We start from the raw sequence: 20,770 nt of genomic DNA on the forward strand, positions 1-20,770 counted from the left end.
GCGGGAGACAGCGAGGAGAGCAGGAGCTCAGTCGCGACGGTAATCGTCCTCGGGCCGGTCCTGCGCGCGCACGGTGTCGCGATCGCGCTCGTCGCGCGGATCGTAGGCACGGTCATCGCGGCCGGAGCGCTCGTCCCGCCCGTCGCGGGTGTCGCGAGCATCCCGCTCGTCCCGACGATCGCGGCTCGAGCGGTCGCGGCGGTCGCGGGGCTCCTCGTCCTGCTCCTCGTCGGACTCGTCCCCGCGCAGCTCGTCGACCTCGCTCTTGAAGATGCGCATCGACTTGCCCACGTTGCGGGCCAGGCTCGGGAGCTTGCCCGCACCGAACAGAAGCAGCACCACCAGGACGAGGATGATGATGTGCCAGGGCTTGATCGCACCCATGGTCTTTCCTTTCGTCGGGGCCGCGGCGGGAGGCGGCCTCAGTATCGTCCCACAGCGGGACTGTATGGAGTCCGTGGAGCGGGGACGCGCAGTCCGCGGCGACGCCGCCGGGGGTGCTGCGCACGCTCGAGGGATCAGCCTACCGACTGCCCGTCGGCGTGACGCTCAGCACCGCCCCAGGAAATGGTCACGATCTCATCTCTCACCTCGCGCGGCGAGAGCACCTCGGCGGCGCCGGCCGCCTCGATGACCGCGTCCACGAGGGCCGCCCGCACGGGGTGACCGAGCCGGGCGTAGACGCTGCCCCCGTCGAGGTCCCGGATCTCGTCGGCCTCGAAGGCCTCCGCGATCCAGAGGCCGCCGGCCTCCACGCGCAGCCAGACGCCTCCGTCGACCCGGCCGGCACCGGGGGTGGGATGGGAGGGAGAGACCGACGAGGCCGACGAGTCCGACGAGGCCGGGTCCTGGGCCGTGCTCGCGGTCCGGGGCGCGGAGAGGGGCGCGTCCTCCTCGTCGAGGATCTCCACGATCCGATCGAGGCGGAATCGGCGCTCCTGTCCCGCGAGCTCGCAGTGAGCGCGCACGTAGGTGCGGGAGCCGACGGTGAGCAGCTCGAGGGGATGGATGCGGCGCACGGTCGTGCCGGGCGCGGCGGGAGGCGAGTAGCGGATGACCAGGGACTCCTGCACGCCGATCGCGTCCTGCACGGCATCGAGCACCGCGGTGCGACGGTCGGCCCCGGGGGCGGAGGGATCCTGCGGCGGGCCGGGGGCGGCGGGCACGCCGGAGGCGTCGGGTCCGACAGGGGCGTCGTCCGTGGTCCCGTCGCCCTCCCCCAGGTGGGCCGAGAGCTTGCGGCGGGCGGACTCGACGAGCGCCGCCTCCGAACCGGCGGCGGGATCGAGGGTCGCCAGGCCCGCGAGCAGGGCGGTGGTCTCGGGGACGCTCAGCTGCAGCGGCCGGCGCAGGGCGTCGGCATTGCGCACGCGGACGACTCCGGAGTCCCATTCGGCCTCGATGAGGTCCTCCCAGCCGGTGCCGAGGTCCCCGCACACGAACAGCACCTGGAGGTCCTCGATGATCTGCTCGGTCGAGACGGCGAACTCCTCGGCGACCTGCTCGAGCTCGACCTCGCCGCGGCTGAGCACGTAGGAGGCCTCCCCGATGAGCCGCGAGAGGTGGTCGGTGCCGCTCGCGCTCACGCGGATGCGCGGTCCGGTGCGCACCTTCGCGCGCTCCAGGGCGTCCAGATCGGGCGCTCCCTCGTGGCTGCGGGCGATCTGCGTGAAGATCCCTGCGAGCTCGCGGCGCCACGGCGCGGGCTCCCTCAGTGCGATCCAGCGGGACTCGGCGAGGACGAGGCGCCGCACCTGGGTGCGGGCGGCCTCGGGCAGCACGAGCTCGGGCGCGTCGAGCGGTGCGCCGAGGCGGTCGCGCAGCGCGAGGGCCTTGAAGGGCTCGACCGCCAGGCGGGACGCGGACTGCTCGCTCGCGGAGTCGGAGCGGTGCAGGGCCTCCTCGATCGAGGTGTGGGCGGGCCGCTCTGCGCTCGCCCGGCCCTTCACCCGGGGATAGGTCTCGATGCGGGAGGCGCGGAACAGGCGCGGGGCGTCGCGGTCCGTGTCGTGGCCCCACAGGTACCAGCGGCCCTCGTGGACGGCGACGACCCACGGCTCCACCGTGCGCTCGGCCAGGCGCCCGTCGGCCGTGCGGTAGGAGAAGACGACCCGTCGGCGCTGGGTGACGGCCTCGAGCAGCGGCGTGAGCACGGGCAGCGACTCGAGCGCTCCGCGGGGCGTGCGGCGCAGCAGGTCGGGATCGGCCTCGATGCCCAGGCTCAGCAGCTTCGCACGCACGCGGCGCGCCGCTCCCCCGGCGGCGGCGTCGTCCCAGGCGCGGCTCGCGGCCAGGAGCACCGTGTACTCCTCCGGCGTCACGTCCAGGGAGCCGCCCTCGCCGCCGGCGATCCGGTAGAGCACGCGGGACTCGTCCCACGGGTCCCGCTCCGAGACCAGGGGCAGCCCGAGCTCGAGGATCGCGGCCTTGTCGCGCTCGAACATCTTCTCCGCCGCGTCCGCGCTCTCGGCGTTCGCGTAGTCGGGGATGACGTCGAACAGCTGGGCACGGTCGATCCGCGACCGTGACCCGATGGTCATGATGACGTTGAGCAGTCGTTCCACACCTCGCGCAGCCACCGCACCACCGTATCCGCACACTCGCTACGCTGGCCGCATGCTGCAGTGGGAGCGAGGGCGTGTCCTCGAAGTGAGCGCGCCCTGGCGGGGCGTCCAGATGCTCCGGGTCGCCCGGACCGATGGGCCGGAGGGACCGGAGGGACGCGAGGGAGGGACGTCGACGGACGGGCCGAGCACCGTGCGGGCGCTGTCCTATCCCGAGCTCGTGGGAGAGATCGCCGAGGGCGAGGACGTGCTGCTGAACGCCAACGCACTGCGGCGCGGGCTCGGCACCGGCGGGCAGGCCCTCGTGGTCGCCCGCGCCGGCGAGCTCCCGCAGGCGCAGCAGCCGACGGGCCACATGGTCAAGGCCCGCTACACCCCGATGCAGACCCTCGTCGATGCGCTCGACGATCCCGGCTCCCCGCACCGCGCGGCCCTCGAGGGCACGGACGACCTGGGCGGCATGCCCGTGGTGCTCGCGGACCTCCACTCCGCCCTGCCCGCGGTCGTCGCCGGTGTGCGCGCGGAGGCGCCGGAGGCCCGGATCGTCTACGTGATGAGCGACGGCGCGGCGCTCCCCGCAGCCTATTCGCGCACGGTCGCACGCCTGCGCGAGACCGGGGACCTCGTCGCCTGCATCAGCGCCGGCCAGGCCTTCGGCGGAGACCTCGAGGCCGTGACCGTGCACACCGCCCTGCTCGGAGCGAAGGCCGTCTGCGAGGCCGACGTGGTGGTGCTCGCGCAGGGGCCGGGGAACCTCGGGACCGGCACCGCCTGGGGCTTCTCCGGGATCCAGGCCGCCGAAGGGCTCCATGCCGCCTCGGTGCTGGGGGGTCGGCCCGTCGCCGCGCTCCGGGTCTCCGGGGCCGACGCCCGCTCCCGCCACCACGGAGTCTCCCACCACAGCCTCACCCTGCTGGGACGGGCCGCGCTGGCCGCGGCCGACGTCCCCGTGCTCGCCGCGGAAGCCGACCCTGAACCCGATCGCGAGAACAGTGCTTTCACGCAGTACGTGAGTCAACAGCTGGAAAGCGGTGTGACCGAGCCCGCTCTCACGCGAGGGGTGGGGCACCGTATCGTCGACGTCCCGCGAGCGGGCCTGCGCGAGGCGCTCGGCGTCTCCCCCGTCGGCCTCCGGACGATGGGACGCGGGATGGAGGAGGACCCGTGGCCCTTCCTCTTCGCGGCCGCCGCCGGCCGCCACGCGGCCCGGCTCGCGTCGTCCGCGGGCCGCTGAGCGGAGGCCGCCGCGGCGCCGGAGCGCGCGGTCGGGCGCCCCGGGAGGGTCAGGCGTTCGCGGAGCCCTCGGCCCCCGAGCGCTCGGCGATCATGCCGGCCAGACGGCGCGCCGCCGTCATGCCCCTCTCGCCGTCGGTGCGCTGCACGGCCATCACCGAGAGGGTGTCGCCGTCTGCCAGATCGAGCTTCGCCCAGGGGTCCCCGGGAGGGAAGACCACGCCGATGATCTCCGCCCACTCGAGCTCGCGGGTGGCCATGAGGTTCCGGACCACGAGGCGATCGGCGTGCGCGGTCGCGCGCACGGAGCCCTCCCGGTGGCAGAACCACAGCACGGCCAGGCCGAAGGCGAGGAAGCCCACGGTGTCCGCGAAGCCGAAGTGGGTGAGCAGGGAGAGGGCGATCGCGGCGAGCATCACCACGGAGCCGATCACGTAGGCGACGACGCGCGTCACCCGCGGCCGCAGGACCACCGTGCCGCCGGGCCCGTCGGGCGCGCTGATGCTCATGCGCTCACATCCGGCAGGCCTGGATCGCGGTGACGAGGATCGCGCGAGCGCCCGCCTCGTACAGCGCGTCCATGACCTGGTTGGTCTCGGAGACCGCGACCATCGAGCGCACGGCGGACCATCCGCTGCGGTGCAGCTCGGACACCGTGGGCGCCTCGAAGCCCGGGGTGACCGCGACCGCGCCCTCGAGCTTCTCGGTGGGGATGTCGTAGTCGATGAGCACGTACTCCCGCGCGACGAGGACGCCGCGGACCCGGCGCACGAGCACCTCGAGGGTGTGCGCGGCGTCGTCGTCCAGGGTGAGCTCGGGCCGGGAGAAGAGCACGGCCTGGCTGGTCATGATGGGGTCGCCGAAGACGGAGAGCCCGGCCTGGCGCAGGGTGGTGCCGGTCTCGACAACGTCCGCGATGACGTCGGCGACGCCCAGGCGGATCGAGCTCTCCACGGCGCCGTCGAGGTGGACGACCGTGGCCTCCACGCCGTGCTCGGCGAGGTGGTCCTCGACGAGGTTCTCGTACGAGGTCGCGATGCGAGCGCCCGCGAGTCCCCCGAGGTCGCGCTCCTCGCCCGCCTGCGCGGCGAAGCGGAAGGTGGAGTGCGCGAAGCCCAGGGGCAGGATGACCTCGGCCGCGGTGCGGGAGTCGGCGAGCATGTCCTGCCCGGTGATGCCGACGTCCACCGTCCCCGATCCGACGTACACCGCGATGTCGCGGGGGCGCAGGAAGAATAGCTCGACGTTGTTGGGCTCGTCGACCAGGACGAGCTCCTTGGCGGTGCCGCGACGGCGGTAGCCCGCCTCGGAGAGCAGGGCGGCGGCGGGTTCGGACAGGGCGCCCTTGTTGGGCACGGCGATGCGGAGCACGGGATTCCCTTCGGCGGAGGGGCGGCGGGAGGACGGGACGGTCTGCGGGACGGATCTGCGGGGGCAGACCCTCACAGATGTCGGTAGACGTCCTCGAGCGTGATGTCCTTGGCGATCATCATCACCTGGAGGTGGTAGAGGAGCTGGGAGATCTCCTCGGCGGCGGCCTCGTGCGACTCGTGCTCGCAGGCCATCCAGACCTCGGCGGCCTCCTCGACGATCTTCTTGCCGATGGCATGCACGCCGGCGTCCAGCTCGGCGACCGTGCCGGACCCCTCGGGGCGATCGGCGGCCTTCTGGGTCAGCTCGGCGTGCAGCGACTCGAAATCCTTCACGGCACCAGGGTATCGGTCGATGGCGGTGCCAGGGCGCGCCATCTCAGCGGGGGCGGCGGGGTGCGGCCTCGGGTGCGCGGTCACGGACGGGGACGTCGGCCGACGGTCGGATCCAGGTGCGCGGTCTCGACGGTCACGGCGCGGTCCTCCCGGGTCCGCACGCGCCACCAGACGAAGAACCCGGTGAGCGTGAACAGTCCGTAGAAGACGTACATGAGCCCGCTCGCGTAGTAGCCGGCGGAGAACAGCAGGGGCACGCCCACGACGTCGACCGCGACCCAGATCAGCCAGAACTCGACCCAGCCCTTGGCCATGCCGAAGGTCGCCAGGAGACTGCCCATGAAGATCCAGGCGTCGGCCCAGACGGGCTCGTAGGACCCGAGCGCGCGGAACAGCGGGGTGAGGGCGGCGGTGCCGCCGACGAGGACCACGACGAGCAGGGCGCGGGTGCCCCATCCGGCCCAGCAGGGCTCGACGGCGGTGCCCCCGCCGGTGCGCGCGGAGTGCCAGCGCCACCAGCCGTAGATGCTGGTGACGATGAACATCACCTGTCTGCCGGCCTGGCCCAGGAGGTCGACGGGGTTCGGGGTGCCGAACACGGTGCCGAGGAACACGGTGAGCAGCAGCAGGTTGCCGATGATGCCGATGGGCCACGCCCAGACCTTGCGGCGCATACCGCCGAGGGCGCTGAGGAGGCCGAACACGTTGCCCACGACCTCGCGCCAGAGCAGGAACTGCCCTCCGGCGAATTCGATCTTCGCGTTGAAGAGCCACTCGATGACTCCCATGACCACTGCCTTCCGCTCGGGGCGACGAGCGCGGGGGGCGGAGTCCGGCAGGCGGGCGCGCACCCGGATGCGCCGGGCCGCGGCATGCAGGACGTGCGCCTCTCATCCAGGCTGTGACTGTCGGTGCCGGAGTTCCACCGGCTCCACCGTCCTGCGCGGGCAGGACGGGTCGCGGACTATGACCGCCGGCTCGGATTTCCACCGACCCCGGAGCACGTCACCGTGGTGACGAGGAGACTCTAGCCCGTTCGCAGGTCACGACGGGTTCCGGTGTGGCCCGGAGGACATCCGCGTTCATGCGTCGGCGTCGGATCTCCGGGTGCGCAGCGGCGTGCGGAGCTCAGTGGGTGTGGCCGCTCGCCAGCGTGCGCAGCGCGTCGATCTCGGCGGCCGCGTCCTGGGCGCGGTAGATGGCGGAGCCGGCGACGAAGACGTTGGCCCCTGCCTCCGCGCAGCGCTCGATCGTCTCGCGGTTCACTCCCCCGTCGACCTGGATCGAGACCTCCAGGTGCGCGTCGCTGATCGCCTTCCTGGCACGGCGGATCTTCGCGAGCATGGTCTCCAGGAAGCTCTGGCCGCCGAAGCCGGGCTCGACGGTCATCAGCAGGAGCATGTCGAACTCGCCGATGATGTCCAGCAGCGGCTCGACGGGCGTGGCCGGGCGCAGGGCGACCCCGGCGCGGGCGTTCTTCGCCCGCAGCTCGCGGGCCAGGCGGATGGGGGCGCTCGCGGCCTCGAGGTGGAAGGTCACCGAATCGGCTCCGGCCTCGGCGTAGGCGGGGGCTTCACGGTCGGCGTCCTCGATCATGAGGTGGGCGTCCACCGGGATCGGGCCGTGGCGGACGATCTGGGAGACCATGTCCACGCCGAAGGTGATGTTGGGGACGAAGTGGCCGTCCATGATGTCGACGTGCACGCTGTCGGCGCTCGCGATGCGGTCGAGCTCCTCGCCGATGCGCATGAAGTCGGCGTTGAGGATGCTGGGGTGGATGAAGGCGGAATCGGTCGAGTAGGTCACGGGTGCGTCCTCTCCTCGGGGGTGACGGCGGGCTCAGGGGTCAGGCGGGCTCAGGGGTCAGGCGGGCTCAGGGCTCTGGGCCGACTCAGAGGTCTCGGGCAGGCGGCGCAGGAGGGCGAGGAACATCGCGTCGGTGCCGTGCACGTGCGGCCACAGCTGCACGCTCGGGCCCTCGCCGAGCTCCGTCCCCTCGAGCGCCTCGGGCAACAGCCCCGCGCGGACGGCGGGGCGGGCGTCGAGCTGCTCGACGTCGTCGCGGCGGCGCAGCACGTCCTTGACCACGAGCAGGGTCTCGGCGACGTGCGGGGAGCAGGTCACGTAGGCGATCACTCCCCCGGGCCCGGCCGCGTCCAGGGCGCTGGACAGCAGGTCCCGCTGCGTCCGGCCCATCGCGCCGACGTCCCCGGGACTGCGGCGCCAGCGGGACTCCGGCCGACGGCGGAGCGCTCCCATGCCGGTGCACGGCACGTCGGCCAGCACGCGCGAGAAGCGACCGGGCATCTCGGCGCCGATCCTCGTGCCGTCGCCCTCGCGGACCTCGGTCTCGGCGCCGGCCTCGACGAGCGTCGCGATCGCGCGGCGCACGAGGTCGACGCGGTGGGGCTGCAGCTCGATGGCGAGGAGGTCGGCGTCGCGCTCGAGGGCGAGCCCCGCGAGCAGGGCGGTCTTGCCGCCAGGTCCCGAGCAGAGATCGAGCCAGTGGTGGTCGGGCCCCTCCACGAGGTCGTCGGCGCCGAGTCCGAGGGCGAGGGCCATCAGCTGGGAGCCCTCGTCCTGCACGGCGGCGCGCCCTTCGGCGACCGGCTCGGCCCCGCCCGGGTCGCCGCCCGGCCAGGAGGCGGCGAAGACGCTGAGGCGGCCGGGCTCGGCGCCCGCGGCGGCGAGCTCCTCGGGGTCGGTGAGGCCCGGGCGCATGACCAGGGAGACCGAGGGGGCGGCGTTCTGCGCGGCGAGCAGGTCGTCGATCTCCGAGCGGTCGCGACCGTGGGCGGCCAGGGCGTCGGAGAGGGCGCGCACCATCCATGCGGGATGCGAATGGGCGACGGCCAGGTGCCCGATCTCGTCCTGCTCACGGTCAGGGGCGGCCTCGGCGACCCAGGTCGGCAGGTCCTTCTCCCCCACCCGGCGCAGCACGGCGTTGACGAAGCTCGCGGCGCCAGCGCCCACCCGGGAGCGGGCGAGGGCCACGGTCTCGGAGGTCGCGGCGTGCGGGGCGACGCCCATGTCCAGCAGCTGGTACGCGCCGAGCCGCAGCACATCGCGCACCGCCTCCTCGACGTCGTCGAGGGGACGGTCGATGCACAGCGCGAGGATCGCGTCCAGGCGGCCCTGGGCGCGCAGGGTGCCGTAGAACAGCTCGGTCGTGAACGCGGCGTCGCGGCCGTGCAGGCGGGCGCGGCGCAGCTGGTGCGGGAGGGTGAGGTTCGCGTAGGCGTCGTCCTCGTGGACGGCGCGCAGGGCGTCGTAGGCGACGGTGCGCGAGCTCGTGGTGCTGCGACGGCGCTCGGACGGGCGCTCCTGGGACCACCCGCGGCGCGGGCCTCCCCGACCGCGGGACCCGGAGCGCTCGCGGCCCTTGGCGTCGCGGCCGGCGCCGTGTCGACCCTCGCGCCGGTCATCCCTGCGATCGCCGTGGTCACGCCGGTCGCGATGGTCGGGCCGGCCCCGTCCCTGGTCCTGGTGCGCGTTCATCGTGTGGTCTCCTGCTCGTCGGCGGGACGGTCTGCGGGGCTGTCGGCGGGATCGTCGACGCAGCGGTCGGCGGCGCCGAAGGAAGAGTCCTCGGTGAGGCCCGCGCCGCGGGCCCAGTCGGCCGCGCGCATAGGGCGCCGGCCGGCGGGCGCGATCCGGTCGAGGGCGAGGGGTTCGCTGCCGGTGCCGATCAGCAGCTGCGTGCGCGTGGCGTGCAGGCGGCCGGGGGCCAGGGGCGGGGCCTCGGAGCGCACGGGCTCGACGCCCAGCACCTTCATCCGCTGCCCCTCCCAGGTGGTCCACGCGCCGGGGTGCGGGCTCATCCCGCGGATGCGGGCGGAGACCTCGGGAGCGGGCAGGCCGAGGTCGAGCTCCGCCTCGGCGGGCGTGAGCTTCGCCGCCCGGGTCGCGCCCTCGTCGTCCTGCGGGACCGGGCGGGCGGTGCCGTCGGCGAGGGCGTCGAGGGTCTCCACCAGGAGCGGAGCGCCGTCGACCGCCATCCGGTCCAGGAGGGATCCAGCGGTCTCGAAGGGGTCGATGGCGACGTCCCGGGTCGCGAGCACGGGGCCGGTGTCCATGCCCTTCTCGAGCAGGAAGGTGGTCATGCCGGTGCTCTCCTGCCCGGCGAGCACCGCGCGCTGGGCGGGGGCCGCTCCGCGCCAGGCGGGGAGGAGCGAGAAGTGCAGGTTCACCCAGCCGTGCGGAGGGATCGCGAGCGCGGCAGCCGGGACCAGGTTCCCGTAGGCGACGACGGCCGCCGCCTCGACGTCCAGGGCGCGCAGCTGCGAGAGGACGTCCTCCCCGCGCAGCGAGTCCGGGGTGAGGACGGGGACGCCCTCCTCCTCGGCGAGGACGCGGACGGGGCTCGGCCGCAGGGTCCGGCCGCGTCCCGAGCGGGCGTCGGGGCGCGTGAGCACGGCGACGACCTCGTGGGGTGAGTCGAGGAGCGCGCGGAGCGAGGGGACGGCGACCTCAGGGGTGCCGGCGAAGAGGATGCGCATGATCAGCCATTCTACGGGCGGGGGCTCAGAACACGTCGGGCGGATCGAGGCGCACGCGCAGGGAGCCGGGGTCCTTGTGCGCGCTGCGGGCAGCGATGCCGGCGCGGAGGGCGTCGGCGAGCTCGCGCGAGCGCTCGACCGGGAGGCGCAGCACCGCGCGCGAGCGGATGCGGTCGTCCTCCTCGGGGACGTCGACGGGTCCGAAGACGTCCGTGGCGTCGGGCAGTGTGGCCTGGCCCAGGAAGGAGCGCACGGCGGGCCGGTCGCCGACGACCTCGGCGACCTTCGAGATCGGCGGGAGGTCCAGGGCGCGGCGGTCCTCCATGACCCGGTCGAGGAAGACGCGCGAGCGGTGGGCGACGAGATCGCGGATCGCGGGCAGGGTCGCGGTGCCGACGATCAGCACGCGTCCTCCCTCCGCCTGGGGTCGCACGAGGGCGATCGCGTTGGACCAGCGGCGCACGGCCTCGACGTCGGCGTCGTAGGCGGCGCGGGCGAGCATCGCGTCGGCGTCGAGCAGGAGGGCGGCCGCGAATCCCCCGCTCGGTGCGGGCTCGGCGCCGGGGGTCGCGACGACGATCGCCCCGTCGGGCACGTCGTCGTCGGGGACCGGGCCCTGGGCCCCGCCGGCGACGCGGAAGGGAGCGTCGGGGAAGGCGCTCCGCAGCTCCTCGGCGGTGCGGGCCGAGCCGACGACGAGGGCCTTCACCTGCGTGCGCGAGCACTCCGGGCAGCGGTAGGCGTCCTCGCGTCGACCGCACACGGTGCACTGGAGGCCGCCGGCGCGCCCGCGCAGCACGAGCGGCGCGGAGCACTGGGGGCAGCGGCAGCGGGTGCCGCAGAACGTGCAGGCGACCGCGGGGACGTAGCCGGAGCGGGGCACCTGCACGAGCACGGGACCGCGAGCCATCCCCTCGCGCAGCACCCGCATGGCCTGCTGGGGCATGCGGGAGCGGCCGCTGGGGCCCTCCCTCTCGCGCAGGTACTCGTCCATGGCCTCGATGTGCGGGCGCACTGCGGTGAGCGGCGCGGGCACGGGCGGCAGCAGGTGCAGGTAGCCGCTCTCCGCCAGGAACAGGGTCTGCGGGTCCAGGGAGCGGCTGACCAGGAGCAGGGCGCAGTGCTCCTGGGCGGATCGGGACTGCAGGATCGTGCGCAGGTGCGGGTACGGCGCACGCGGCTCGACGAGCAGGTCGTCGGCCGGATCGAGGCAGATCGCCAGGGCGAGGTCCGCGACGGGGGCGAAGGCGGCCGAGCGGTTCCCGATCACCACCCGCGAGGCGCCGCGCAGGATCCGGCGGAAGGCGCGGTAGCGCTTCTCGGGCCCGTCGGCGCTCGTGAGCACCTCATGGGGGATCCCATGCGCCTCGAGGCAGCGATGCAGACGCTGCACATCGCGCTGATCGGGCGCGATGGCGAGCGCTCCGGCCCCGTCCGGGAGCGCCCCGATCGCCTGGGCCGTCAGCTCGTCCCAGGAGTGCGCGGGCTCCAGGACGACGGCGGCGCGCGGCACGGGGCCCTGCGGGGCGCCGGCGCGGGAGAGCAGTGCGGGGAGTCCCGCGTAGGCGGTGAGCAGGCCATCGGCGGGAGCGGCCGACGCCTCGTCCTCCGCGGCGGATCCGTCGCCGGCCTCGGACTCCCCCGCAGGCGCGGACTCCCCCGCCGACTCGGGCTCCTCTGCAGGCTCGGGCTGCTCCGTGCGCTCCTTCTCCTCGGCCGCGCGGTCGGCCTTCTCGGCGCGGGCGTGGCGCGGGGGGATCGCCAGACGCAGCACGTCCCCGACGCTCCCGGCGCACCGCTCGGCGACCTCCCCGCACACGCGCAGCATGTCCGGGGAGATCACCACGTCCTCGGAGACGAGGCGGGCCAGGGGCGCGAGGGGGCGGTCCGTGCTCGCCCGCGCGCTGCGTGCGAGCACGATGCCGTCGTGCTCGCGTGCCGAGAAGCGGACCTTCACGCGCATGCCCGGGCCCGCCGCGTCCAGGGTCGCCGGCACCGCGTAGTCGAAGGGACGGTCCAGATGGGGCAGGACGCCGATCAGCCGGACCGAGGCGACGGGATCGTGCGCGGCGACCTCGAACCCTGCCGTGGTGCGCGGGCGCGACGACGAGGCCGGGGCGGGTCCGGGGGCGGGTGCGGGCGCCTCGAACAGGCCCTCCTGGGCGTCACGGGTCACGAGGGCGTCAGCGCGAGTGGACGGCCACCAGGTCGCACACGAAGATCAGCGACTCCCCGGGCGCGATCACGGGCGGCGCGCCGCGGTCGCCGTAGGCGAGCGAGGCGGGGATCTCGAGGCGGCGACGGCCGCCCACGCGCATCCCCTGCACGCCCTGGTCCCAGCCGCTGATGACCTGGCCCACCCCGAGCTGGAAGCGCAGCGGCTCGCCGCGGTTCCAGGAGGCGTCGAACTCGTCGCCGGTTCCGTGGGAGACGCCCACGTAGTGCACGTCGACGACGTCGCCGGCCTTGGCCTCGGGGCCCTCGCCCTCGATCTCGTCGACGATCACCAGCTCGGTGGGCGCCTCGGTGCCGGGGAACTCGATCTCGGGCTTGCTGCGGTCCATGGTGTCCTCCTGGTCGGTGGGAACGGCGGGGTGGGGATGTGCTCGTCGGTGTCGGGAGAGCGGCGCGATGCGGAGCGTGCGCTCAGGAGTTCTTCTGCGTGGGCGCCGCGTCGAGGATGTCGATGACGAACACGAGTGTCTTGCCGGCGAGCTCGCCGCCGGACTTCTCGTCGGTGCCGTAGGCGTCCTTGGGCGGGATCACGAGCATCGCCTGGCTGCCGATGGGCAGTCCGGTGAGGTGCTCGTCCCAGCCGGTGATGACGTCGCCCTGGCCCTGGGTGAAGCCGAACGGCACCTTCCGCTCCCACGAGGAGTCGAACTGCTTGCCGTCGTCCCAGGTCCACCCGGTGTACTGCATCACCAGGTGGTCGCCCTTCTGCGTCTTGTCCCCCTCGCCCTCGATGAGCACCTCGCGGGTGGTCTTCGACGGCGGATCGCCCTCGGGCTTGCCCTCGAGCGACGGGGCGCCGTCCTTGCCGAGCTTGACGGCGGGCAGGTCGCCCGAGGTCTTCTGGACCTTGCCCTTCGCGCGCAGCGGGGAGACGACGCGGTCGATGTCGGCCACCTGGATCAGCGAGATCATCGAGCCGCTCGCGTCCTGCTGCCAGCCGGCGAGGGCGACGCGCGAGCCCACGGTCGCCGTGACCAGGAAGTCCGCGGCCTTCTCGCCGATCTGGTCGGTGGTGACAGTGACGCTGCCGGCGGGGCCGCCCTCCCACCAGGACTGCTTGGTCTTGCCGCTGCTCGCGTCCACGTAGAGGGGGCGCCAGATGACCGTGTCGCCCTCGGCGATCTGCGCGCCCTTGCCGGCGACGACCGTGCGGGCATCCGGCTGATCGATGCTCAGCGGCGCCTTGAACTCGACCTCCGGCGCCTTCTTCAGGTCCTTGCTGATGGTGACTCCGTCGAGCGCGGGGGTCGCGCTGTCGGACGCGCCGCCGCCGTCCGAGGAGCCCGAGCCGTCCTGGTCGTCGGAGCAGGCGGCGAGGCCGATCGCGGCGGACGCCGCGAGGGCGGAGCTGAGCAGGGAGCGGCGAGAGATCACCAGGGGGCCTTTCGTGTCGGGGAGGCCGCGGCGGCGGCCGATGCCCTCAGAGTACGGGGTCGAGGTGGGGCCGGGCTGGAAGGCGACCGGGCCGACGGGCCCGGCGGGAGGCGCCCACGGAAGGGCTCAGGCGGGAGGTGCCCCGTCCGCGGAGCCGAGCGCCCGCACCTGGGCGATGAGCGAGTCCACCTGCTCCGACTCCGTCTGGAAGGGGTCCATGATGCTCACGGGCATGGCGCCCTGGCGCACGAGCCGCATCGTCGTCCAGTCGGCGACGTGGTCCACGTGCGCCTCCTCGGACGCGGTGACGAAGCGGCCGCGCAGGTGGGCGCGGGTCGTCGTGGGCGCCGTCGCGCACGCGGATCCGATCGCGGTCTCGGACAGCACGGCGGGCGCCTGTCCTCGCCGGCGCAGCGAGCTCGCGAGGCCCTTCTCCGGGTCGATGTCGTGGTAGGCGAGGTCGAGGCGCTCGATGCGCGGATCCCCCAGGTCCAGACCGTGGCGGGCGGCGACCTGGGTGAACAGTCTCTCCTTGATCGCCCAGTCCAGCGTGCGCGAGGCCCAGGACCGGTCGCCGGTGAGGACCGCGTCCAGGGCGCGCTGCCAGGTCTCCAGGACGTCGTGCTCGTCCTCGCGGGCGAGAGGCGCGACGAGGTCGAGATAGCGCTGCTGGATCTGCAGGGCGCTCGAGGTGCGACCGCTCGCGAGCGGCAGCGGCTCGGTGCCGGGGAGGTCGCGGGCGACGACGCGGATCGCGGAGATCGTGTCCTCGAGCTCGGGGACGTCGACCGCGCGGCCGGACTCGATGAGGCGCAGCACGAGATCGGTGGTCGCGAAGCGCAGCCACGTCGAGACCTCGGACATGGTCGAATCGCCCACGATCACGTGCAGGCGGCGGAAGCGCGAGGGGTCCCCGTGGGGCTCGTCGCGCGTGTTGATCAGCGGCCGGGTGCGCGTGGTCGCCGAGGACACGGCCTCCCACATGTGGTCGCTGCGCCGGGAGAAGACGAAGCGGGAGCCGCCGTCCTCCTCGGTGACCACGCCGCCCGCACCGGTGACGATCTGGCGGGTGGCGAGGAAGGGCAGCAGGATCCGGGGCAGGCGGGTGAACTCGCCGCGACGGTCCACGAGGTAGTTCTCGTGGCTGCCGAAGGAGTTGCCCTCGTGGTCCACGTTGTTCTTGAACAGGTGGATGCGGGCGTCCTCTCCGCGCTCGGCGAGGGCCGCGTTCGCGCGCGCCATGAGGTCGGCGAGGATCCGCTCCCCCGCCTTGTCCTGCGCGACGAGCTCCCACCAGTCGTCGCACTCGGCCGTCGCGTACTCGGGGTGCGAGCCGACGTCGAGGTACAGCCGGGCAGCATTGCGCAGGAACACGTTCGAGGAGCGGCCCTGGGCGACGACGGGCCGGAACAGCTCGCGCGCGGCCGCCTCGGGCTCGAGGGCGCGCGTGCCGTCGGACCGCACGCACACGAGCCCGAACTCGGTCTCCAGTCCCCCGATGCGGCGCTCCATCAGCTCACTGACCGCCCTTCTGGACGAAGGAGCGCACGAACTCCTCGGAGTTCGACTCGAGAACGGAGTCGATCTCGTCCAGGAGGTCGTCCGCGCCCTGCGCGGAGGCGAAGACCTGGCCGCCGGCCAGGGTCTCGTCGTCGTTCTGCTCGTCGTCCGACGGGCCGGAACCGCTGAGGCTCTGCTGTGTCATCTCGTCTCCTCCGTGGGGGTGGGTGCTGGGGTCGGGTCCGACGGTGCGTCGGCCGCGCGCGCGAGGGCCTCGAGCACCTCGGGCAGCGGCGCGGCGGGATCGAGATCGCGCGCCTCGCACCAGGCCCGGGATCCGGCGCGGGGATCGGCGAGCCGCACGCGCGAGGTCGTCGAGGCGCCGGAGCCGGACGCCTCGCCCGCGAGCGTGATCACGTCCCATCCCGCCGACGGCACCTGCGCCTGGTGGTGGCGCACGAGGCCGCCGCGCAGATGGGCGCGCGTGGAGGCGGGCGGGGCGAGGACGGCGTCCAGCACCTCCTGCTCGCCGACGAGGGTGCGCACGCGGCCGGCCGCGCGCAGCTTCGCGAAGAGGCCGCGCTCCGGGCGCAGATCGGTGAACTGGAGGTCGATCGCGCGCAGGCGCGCGTCGTCCCAGGCGAGCCCCCCGCGGGCGCGGTAGCTCTCGAGCAGCTGGTGCTTGGCCACCCACTCGATGCGGTCCGCGGCGCGCGCGGGGTCTGTCTCCAGGGCGTCCAGGAGGTCGCGCCATAGGTCCAGGACCTCGGCGGTCTCGCGGTCGGCGCGGTCGGCCCGCTCCGAGATCGCCTCGAGGTACGCGCGCTGGATCTGCAGCGCCGTGACCTCGTCGCCCTCGGCCGTCATCACCGTGGTGCGCAGGGAGGGGTCGTGGCTGATCGAGCGCAGCGCCTGCACCGGGTCCGCGAGCGCGATCTCGGGCAGGATCCTCTCGCCGCTCGCGTGCTCGGCCTCGAGGGCCGCGAGCACGAGGCTCGTCATGCCCATCTTCAGGAAGGTGGAGACCTCGAGCATGTTCGCGTCGCCGATGATCACGTGCAGCCGGCGATGCCGCGAGGCGTCCGCATGGGGCTCGTCGCGCGTGTTGACGATCGGGCGGTCCAGCGTGGTCTCGAGGCCGACCTCCTCCTCGAAGAAGTCGGCGCGCGAGGAGATCTGGAAGCCGGGCTCGCCGCCGCGGGTGCCCAGTCCCACGCGTCCGGCGCCGACGAGGATCTGACGGGTGGCGAAGAACGGCAGCAGCGCCTCGACCACGCGGTCGAAGGGCACGGCCCGCTCCAGCAGGAAGTTCTCGTGGGTGCCGTAGGAGGCGCCCTTGCCGTCGGTGTTGTTCTTGTACAGGGCGACGTCCGGGACGCCCTCGGCGGCGCGCAGCACGTCCATGGCGCGCTGGGCGACGATCTCCCCGGCGCGGTCCCAGACCACGGCCTCGCGCGCCGTGGTCACCTCGGGCGACGAGTACTCGGGGTGGGCGTGGTCGACGTAGAGGCGGGCGGCGTTGACGAGCACGCTGTTGCCGATCGAGCGGCGCCCCGCCCAGGCGAGGACATCCGCGTCCGATCCCTCGGGCGCGACCTCGGGCGCGGGCAGCGGCATGTCGAGGTCGATGCTGGGCAGGTGCGCGTCGTGGACCTGGTCGGTGAGCTGGCTGGGATGCGCGGCGGCGCGGCGAATCTCGAAGCCGCGCGCATCCTGCAGGGGCGACTCGTCGCCGTAGTCCCAGCGCACGCGCCGGCCCCGTGCGCCCTGGTCGGGGTGCAGGAGGGCGTACGCGCCGACCACGAGATGGCTGAGCGCGATCGAGCTCGAGGCCTCGCCGCTGCGCTCGCCCAGGTCCGCGTGCAGGATGCCGAACTCGGTCTCGATGCCCATCACGCGCTCGGTGACGAGGGGGCGGGCGGCTCCGCTGGGGTCGGTGGCCTCATGCATCGCGGGGCTCCTCTCCCGTCGGCGCGTCGGCCCCGTCCTGCGCGGCCGGTGCCCCGCCCGCGCGCAACGGCACCACGTGCTCCACGCGGCGGCCGCGGCGACCGGAGATGCGGGCCCAGTCATCGGGGTGCGCACCGGAGGGCAGGTCCTCGTTCTCCGCGAACTCCTGGGCGACGGCGGAGCTGAGATGCGCGGTGCCGATCCCGGGCACGCCCGTCTCCAGGTAGTCCTTGACGGCGTACTTCTTCGCGCGGTCCACGATGTTGCGCAGGGTCGCCCCGGAGACGAAGTCCCGGAAGTGGAGGGTCTCGGCGCTGCCGTCGGAGTACTCCAGGCGCACGAAGGCGGTGTGCTCACCCTCGGCGTAGATCTCGGAGACCGTGAGGTCCAGCAGCGCGTCGCGGTCCTCGCGCAGCGGCACGCCCGCGTCGAGGTACAGGCCGAGGATCTCGCGGGCCGCGTCCGCGTCGGGACGGCGGATGCGGATCTTCACGTCCAGGCGGCCCGGGCGGAGGATCGCCGGGTCGATCATGTCCTCGCGGTTCGAGGCGCCGATGACGATGACGTTCTCGAGGGACTCGACGCCGTCGATCTCGGCGAGCAGCTGGGGGACGATCGTGGTCTCGACGTCGCTCGAGAGCCCCGTGCCGCGGGTGCGGAACAGGGACTCCATCTCGTCGAAGAACACGACCACGGGATGACCGGACTCGGCGTGCTCGCGAGCGCGCTCGAAGACCAGGCGGATCGAGCGCTCGGTCTCCCCCACGTACTTGTTCAGCAGCTCGGGGCCCTTGACGTTGAGGAAGAAGGAGCGCTGAAGCGCCTCCTGGACGCTCACCCCGCGGGCCTCGGCCGAGCGCACGGCGAGCTCGTGGGCGACGGCCTTGGCGATCATCGTCTTGCCGCAGCCGGGAGGGCCGTACAGCAGCACGCCCTTGGGCGGGCGCAGACCGTACTCGCGGTAGAGGTCCTGCTGGAGGAAGGGCAGCTCGACGGCGTCGCGGATCGCCTCGATCTGCTCGCCGAGGCCGCCGATGCGCGAGAAGGAGGTGTCAGGCACCTGCTCGAGGACGAGGTCGGTGATCTCCGCGCGGTCGATGCGCTCGAGGACGAGCTGGGCGCGCAGGTCCGCGAGCACGTGGTCGCCCGCGTCCAGGGTGGTCTCCGCGACGGCGCCCGAGCGCCGGAAGGCACGCAGGTCGTCGGGTCCGACCTGCACGAGCACGCGGCCGTCGGCGAGAGCCTCCTCGACGACGATCACGCTGCCGGTCTCCTGGGCGTCGACCACCTCGACCACCGCGAGGCCTTCGTTCAGCCGCAGCTCGGCGCCGGGACGGAGCGCCACGAGGTCGATGTCCGCGCTGGTCGCCACGCGCAGGCGGCGGCCGTTGTGGAGGACGTCCACGGTGGTGCCCTCGGCACGGCGCAGGAAGGTCGCGTACGAGTTCGGCGGATCGCCCACGCGCTCCAGGTCGCTCTTGAGGTCGACGATCTGGGCGCGCGCGGAGCGCAGGCTCGTCACCAGACGATCGTTCTGGGCCGCGAAGCGCTCGAGCTCCTCGGTCATCTCCTGGTAGGTCTTCATCCTCACCGGTCCCTGCCCTGGCGGATGTCCCGCAGGGCTCGCTTGATCTTGCGGGGTGCGATGCCGCGCTCCCCCAGGTCCTCGCCGCTCCACTCGGTGGTGGAGCCGCCGAAGCCCTCGTTGTCCGGATGGTTCAGCTCGGCCTCGTCCTGCGAGCCCGGCGCGGGCCGACGCGTGCGCCGCAGGGCCTGGGTGCCGTGCGCCGTGCGGCGGGCCGTGAGCAGGAAGCCCGTGTGGGCGTTCATGCGGTGCTCGGGGCGCACGGCGAGGCCCTCGAGGTGCCACGGCCGCACGAAGCTCTCCCACGCGGAGGGCTCGGTGAACTCGCCGTGGTCGCGCAGCGCCTCGGCGGTGCGCGAGAGCTGGGTGACGGTCGCGACGTACGCGAGGTACACGCCGCCGGAGACGAGCACCTCGGCGGCGGCGTCCACGCACTCCCAGGGCGCGAGCATGTCCAGGACCACGCGGTCCGCGCTCTCCCCCTCGCGGGCCATCTGCGCGGCGACGTCCTGGAAGTCCCCGATCTGCAGGTCCCAGGTCGAGGGCGCGCCGCCGAAGAAGGTCTCGACGTTCTCGCGGGCGACCTGTGCGAACTCCTCGCGGCGCTCGATCGAGCGCAGGCTCCCGTGCTCGCCGATCGCGCGCAGCAGCGCCGTGGTGAGCCCGCCCGATCCGACACCGGCCTCGAGCACGCGGGCACCGGGGAAGATGTCTCCCCACATGAGGATCTGGGCGGAGTCCTTGGGGTAGATGATCGCGGCGCCGCGCGGCATCGAGAGCATGTAGTCGGAGTACAGCGGACGCAGGGCCTGGAACGGATTGCCCTGGGAGTCCTCGACGACCACGCCGTCCTCGGCGCCGATCAGATCGGCGTGGCGCAGCACCCCGCGATGGGTGTGGAACTCGCCGCCCTCGCGCAGGGTGATCGTGTGCAGACGGTTCTTCGCATCGGCGAGCTGCACCTTGTCGCCGAGGACGAAGGGCCCCGTGCGGTCCAGTCCTGGGCGCTCCGCCCGGGGGGCGGGCTGCGGGGACTGCGGCTGCGGGGAGCTCTGCGCAGTCTCCTGCGGGGCCCCGTGCAGGGGGGTCTCATCGGCGGCTGAGGTCATGCACACCAGTCTAGGCGTCAGCCCTGCTGGAGGGCGCGATCGATCATCGCCGTGGTGACGACGCCGACGATCTCCCCGCCCTCCTCCGTCACCAGGTGCACGGCCCGGCGCTGGGTCTGCACCGCCTCCACGAGATCCTCCCCCGCGAGGTCCTCGGCGAGGCGTCCGGGGGCGCCGAGCCAGGTGGTCACCGCCCCCACAGGGACGGCGGGGCGCTGCGTCCCGGGCACGGAGGAGGGCTTCCTCGTCGAGGACGCCGACGCCGTGCGACGGGTCCAGCACGAGCAGGCGCGGGACTCCGCGGTCTTCGGGCCGTGCGGTGTCCGCGGCTCCCGGAGCGCGCTGGGCTCCGGGAGCGTCCTCGGTTCCGGAGGGCAGCGTGGTCAGCGGCGCGTCGGCCCGCACGAGGGGGATGCGGACCATGAGGTCCCCGGCGCGCAGGGCGAGCACGCGCTCGCGCAGGCCCGCCTCGCGCAGGGCGTCGCCGGCTCCGCGCCAGAGCATCATCCCGATCATCACGCCCCACAGCACGAGGATCACGCTCGTGCTGCCGGGGAACCGGAGCGCTGCGAGCAGCGGTCCCGCGACGACCACGATCGCGATGACCCGCCCGATCCAGGCGGTGATGCGGGTGGCCGTGCGGGGGCTGCGCAGGAGCGCGCCGAGCAGGGACTCGAGCGCCCGGCCGCCGTCCATCGGCAGCCCGGGCAGCACGTTGAACACCGCGAGCGCCCAGTTCAGGCTCGAGATCATCGTGAGCAGGTGGGAGCTGCCGGCACCGGGGGCCGCGTGCTCGGCCAGCGCCGCCGCGACCGCGATGACGAGGTTCACGGCGGGACCGGCGAGGGAGATGAGCACCGAGGGCAGAGCGCCCACCCGTCGGGCCCGGTAGGTGGTGTGCCCTCCCCACAGGGTGAGCGCGATGTGGTCGACGTGGGCGCCGGCGGGGCGCGCCCCCCTCGCCTGGCCCCGCACGGGGAGGGGCCCCGCGACCCCGAGGGGGTCGCCCACGGCG

At 73.7% G+C, this 20,770-nt stretch carries 18 protein-coding genes, 1 pseudogene and 1 riboswitch; of the genes and pseudogenes, 1 reads left to right on the plus strand and 18 read right to left on the minus strand.

Translation table 11 applies throughout. From position 1 onward, the window contains the following. Nucleotides 1-27 precede the first annotated feature (27 nt). Nucleotides 28-384, minus strand: a complete 357-nt coding sequence (tatA, locus tag I8D64_RS01315; protein WP_200500709.1) for a Sec-independent protein translocase subunit TatA — start codon at nucleotides 382-384, stop codon at nucleotides 28-30. A gap of 134 nt (nucleotides 385-518) precedes the next feature. Continuing rightward, a complete protein-coding gene (locus tag I8D64_RS01320) occupies nucleotides 519-2,579 on the minus strand; it encodes a WYL domain-containing transcriptional regulator (protein ID WP_343068383.1) in 2,061 nt (686 codons plus the stop codon). 37 nt (nucleotides 2,580-2,616) lie between these two features. Between I8D64_RS01320 and I8D64_RS01325 the strand changes: the two genes are divergently transcribed. Continuing rightward, nucleotides 2,617-3,798 carry a DUF3866 family protein gene (locus tag I8D64_RS01325; protein WP_200500710.1) on the plus strand — a complete coding sequence of 394 codons (1,182 nt, stop codon included), beginning with the start codon at nucleotides 2,617-2,619 and terminating at the stop codon, nucleotides 3,796-3,798. Between the two features lie 49 nt (nucleotides 3,799-3,847). Here I8D64_RS01325 and I8D64_RS01330 read toward each other — a convergent pair whose 3' ends face one another. The 16 genes and pseudogenes from I8D64_RS01330 to I8D64_RS17090 all read right to left on the minus strand — a co-directional run. Continuing rightward, the gene (locus tag I8D64_RS01330; RefSeq protein WP_200500711.1) at nucleotides 3,848-4,306 is read right to left on the minus strand and encodes a PH domain-containing protein; all 459 of its coding nucleotides are present in this window, start codon (nucleotides 4,304-4,306) and stop codon (nucleotides 3,848-3,850) included. Nucleotides 4,307-4,310: 4 nt separating this feature from the next. Beyond that, entirely contained in the window at nucleotides 4,311-5,168 is an 858-nt protein-coding gene (gene hisG, locus I8D64_RS01335; RefSeq protein WP_200500712.1) for an ATP phosphoribosyltransferase, read from the minus strand. Between the two features lie 71 nt (nucleotides 5,169-5,239). Further along, on the minus strand, nucleotides 5,240-5,503 hold the full coding sequence (locus I8D64_RS01340; protein ID WP_152352942.1) for a phosphoribosyl-ATP diphosphatase: 264 nt from the start codon (nucleotides 5,501-5,503) through the stop codon (nucleotides 5,240-5,242). An 80-nt stretch (nucleotides 5,504-5,583) separates the two neighbouring features. Next, on the minus strand, nucleotides 5,584-6,291 hold the full coding sequence (gene pnuC / locus I8D64_RS01345; protein WP_200500713.1) for a nicotinamide riboside transporter PnuC: 708 nt from the start codon (nucleotides 6,289-6,291) through the stop codon (nucleotides 5,584-5,586). Nucleotides 6,292-6,381: 90 nt separating this feature from the next. Next, nucleotides 6,382-6,510: riboswitch (FMN riboswitch) on the minus strand. A 121-nt stretch (nucleotides 6,511-6,631) separates the two neighbouring features. Next, entirely contained in the window at nucleotides 6,632-7,309 is a 678-nt protein-coding gene (gene rpe / locus I8D64_RS01350; RefSeq protein ID WP_343068384.1) for a ribulose-phosphate 3-epimerase, read from the minus strand. Between the two features lie 57 nt (nucleotides 7,310-7,366). Next, nucleotides 7,367-9,001, minus strand: coding sequence for an RsmB/NOP family class I SAM-dependent RNA methyltransferase (locus I8D64_RS01355; protein ID WP_200500714.1), 1,635 nt, complete (start codon nucleotides 8,999-9,001; stop codon nucleotides 7,367-7,369). Further along, the gene (gene fmt / locus I8D64_RS01360) at nucleotides 8,998-10,002 is read right to left on the minus strand and encodes a methionyl-tRNA formyltransferase (protein WP_200500715.1); all 1,005 of its coding nucleotides are present in this window, start codon (nucleotides 10,000-10,002) and stop codon (nucleotides 8,998-9,000) included. The genes I8D64_RS01355 and fmt overlap by 4 nt, the downstream gene beginning before the upstream one ends. 25 nt (nucleotides 10,003-10,027) lie before the next feature. Further along, nucleotides 10,028-12,178, minus strand: a complete 2,151-nt coding sequence (locus I8D64_RS01365; protein WP_343068385.1) for a primosomal protein N' family DNA-binding protein — start codon at nucleotides 12,176-12,178, stop codon at nucleotides 10,028-10,030. Nucleotides 12,179-12,185: 7 nt separating this feature from the next. Next, nucleotides 12,186-12,566 carry an FKBP-type peptidyl-prolyl cis-trans isomerase gene (locus I8D64_RS01370; RefSeq protein ID WP_200500716.1) on the minus strand — a complete coding sequence of 127 codons (381 nt, stop codon included), beginning with the start codon at nucleotides 12,564-12,566 and terminating at the stop codon, nucleotides 12,186-12,188. 82 nt (nucleotides 12,567-12,648) lie between these two features. After that, complete coding sequence (locus I8D64_RS01375) at nucleotides 12,649-13,611, minus strand: FKBP-type peptidyl-prolyl cis-trans isomerase (RefSeq protein WP_200500717.1); 963 nt, start codon at nucleotides 13,609-13,611, stop codon at nucleotides 12,649-12,651. 126 nt (nucleotides 13,612-13,737) lie between these two features. Further along, the gene (gene pafA / locus I8D64_RS01380) at nucleotides 13,738-15,123 is read right to left on the minus strand and encodes a Pup--protein ligase (protein ID WP_200500718.1); all 1,386 of its coding nucleotides are present in this window, start codon (nucleotides 15,121-15,123) and stop codon (nucleotides 13,738-13,740) included. Between the two features lie 4 nt (nucleotides 15,124-15,127). Continuing rightward, the gene (locus I8D64_RS01385; protein ID WP_200500719.1) at nucleotides 15,128-15,316 is read right to left on the minus strand and encodes a ubiquitin-like protein Pup; all 189 of its coding nucleotides are present in this window, start codon (nucleotides 15,314-15,316) and stop codon (nucleotides 15,128-15,130) included. Continuing rightward, nucleotides 15,313-17,061 (minus strand): depupylase/deamidase Dop, encoded by a 1,749-nt coding sequence (dop, locus tag I8D64_RS01390; RefSeq protein ID WP_200500720.1) that lies wholly within the window; start codon nucleotides 17,059-17,061, stop codon nucleotides 15,313-15,315. The genes I8D64_RS01385 and dop overlap by 4 nt, the downstream gene beginning before the upstream one ends. Further along, a complete protein-coding gene (arc, locus tag I8D64_RS01395) occupies nucleotides 17,054-18,646 on the minus strand; it encodes a proteasome ATPase (RefSeq protein WP_200500721.1) in 1,593 nt (530 codons plus the stop codon). The genes dop and arc overlap by 8 nt, the downstream gene beginning before the upstream one ends. Nucleotides 18,647-18,648: 2 nt before the next feature. After that, on the minus strand, nucleotides 18,649-19,755 hold the full coding sequence (locus I8D64_RS17085; RefSeq protein WP_228358424.1) for a tRNA (adenine-N1)-methyltransferase: 1,107 nt from the start codon (nucleotides 19,753-19,755) through the stop codon (nucleotides 18,649-18,651). Nucleotides 19,756-20,406: 651 nt separating this feature from the next. Continuing rightward, nucleotides 20,407-20,508: pseudogene (locus I8D64_RS17090) on the minus strand (hypothetical protein); the annotation flags it as partial. Nucleotides 20,509-20,770: the final 262 nt, after the last annotated feature.

The sequence above is a fragment of the Brachybacterium halotolerans genome (assembly GCF_016623465.1).
In the GTDB taxonomy this organism is placed as follows: Bacteria; Actinomycetota; Actinomycetes; order Actinomycetales; family Dermabacteraceae; genus Brachybacterium; species Brachybacterium halotolerans.

Bases quoted from the DNA above. Each gene is read 5' to 3' on its own strand.
- tatA (WP_200500709.1), bottom strand. From the start codon at position 384: ATGGGTGCGATCAAGCCCTGGCACATCATCATCCTCGTCCTGGTGGTG.
- I8D64_RS01325 (WP_200500710.1), top strand. From the start codon at position 2,617: ATGCTGCAGTGGGAGCGAGGGCGTGTCCTCGAAGTGAGCGCGCCCTGG.
- I8D64_RS01330 (WP_200500711.1), bottom strand. From the start codon at position 4,306: ATGAGCATCAGCGCGCCCGACGGGCCCGGCGGCACGGTGGTCCTGCGG.
- pnuC (WP_200500713.1), bottom strand. From the start codon at position 6,291: ATGGGAGTCATCGAGTGGCTCTTCAACGCGAAGATCGAATTCGCCGGA.
- I8D64_RS01355 (WP_200500714.1), bottom strand. From the start codon at position 9,001: ATGAACGCGCACCAGGACCAGGGACGGGGCCGGCCCGACCATCGCGAC.
- fmt (WP_200500715.1), bottom strand. From the start codon at position 10,002: ATGCGCATCCTCTTCGCCGGCACCCCTGAGGTCGCCGTCCCCTCGCTC.
- I8D64_RS01370 (WP_200500716.1), bottom strand. From the start codon at position 12,566: ATGGACCGCAGCAAGCCCGAGATCGAGTTCCCCGGCACCGAGGCGCCC.
- pafA (WP_200500718.1), bottom strand. From the start codon at position 15,123: ATGGAGCGCCGCATCGGGGGACTGGAGACCGAGTTCGGGCTCGTGTGC.
- I8D64_RS01385 (WP_200500719.1), bottom strand. From the start codon at position 15,316: ATGACACAGCAGAGCCTCAGCGGTTCCGGCCCGTCGGACGACGAGCAG.
- dop (WP_200500720.1), bottom strand. From the start codon at position 17,061: ATGCATGAGGCCACCGACCCCAGCGGAGCCGCCCGCCCCCTCGTCACC.
- arc (WP_200500721.1), bottom strand. From the start codon at position 18,646: ATGAAGACCTACCAGGAGATGACCGAGGAGCTCGAGCGCTTCGCGGCC.
- I8D64_RS17085 (WP_228358424.1), bottom strand. From the start codon at position 19,755: ATGACCTCAGCCGCCGATGAGACCCCCCTGCACGGGGCCCCGCAGGAG.